Here is a 246-nt window from a genome sequence, read left to right as displayed (position 1 = left end):
GATCAGGTTGATAGGTTCGAGGTGGAAGCATGGTGACATGTGGAGCTGACGAATACTAATAGATCGAGGACTTAACCATATAATATGAAGCAAATGTTATCTAGTTTTGAAGGAATATACCTTCATAGTTTGGTGATGATGGCAGAGAGGTCACACCCGTTCCCATACCGAACACGGAAGTTAAGCTCTCTAGCGCCGATGGTAGTTGGGACCTTGTCCCTGTGAGAGTAGGACGTCGCCAAGCAA

1 rRNA gene is annotated in these 246 nt (G+C 45.9%); it reads left to right on the top strand.

The features are described from left to right. Positions 1–128 precede the first annotated feature (128 nt). Positions 129–244 (top strand): 5S ribosomal RNA (gene rrf, locus ORL93_RS31180). Positions 245–246 lie beyond the last annotated feature (2 nt).

Origin of the sequence: Bacillus sp. DHT2 (assembly GCF_026241455.1) — a bacterium.
Classification (GTDB): Bacteria; Bacillota; Bacilli; order Bacillales; family Bacillaceae_G; genus Bacillus_A; species Bacillus_A pseudomycoides.
This window is presented reverse-complemented; position numbering and strand designations above follow the sequence as displayed.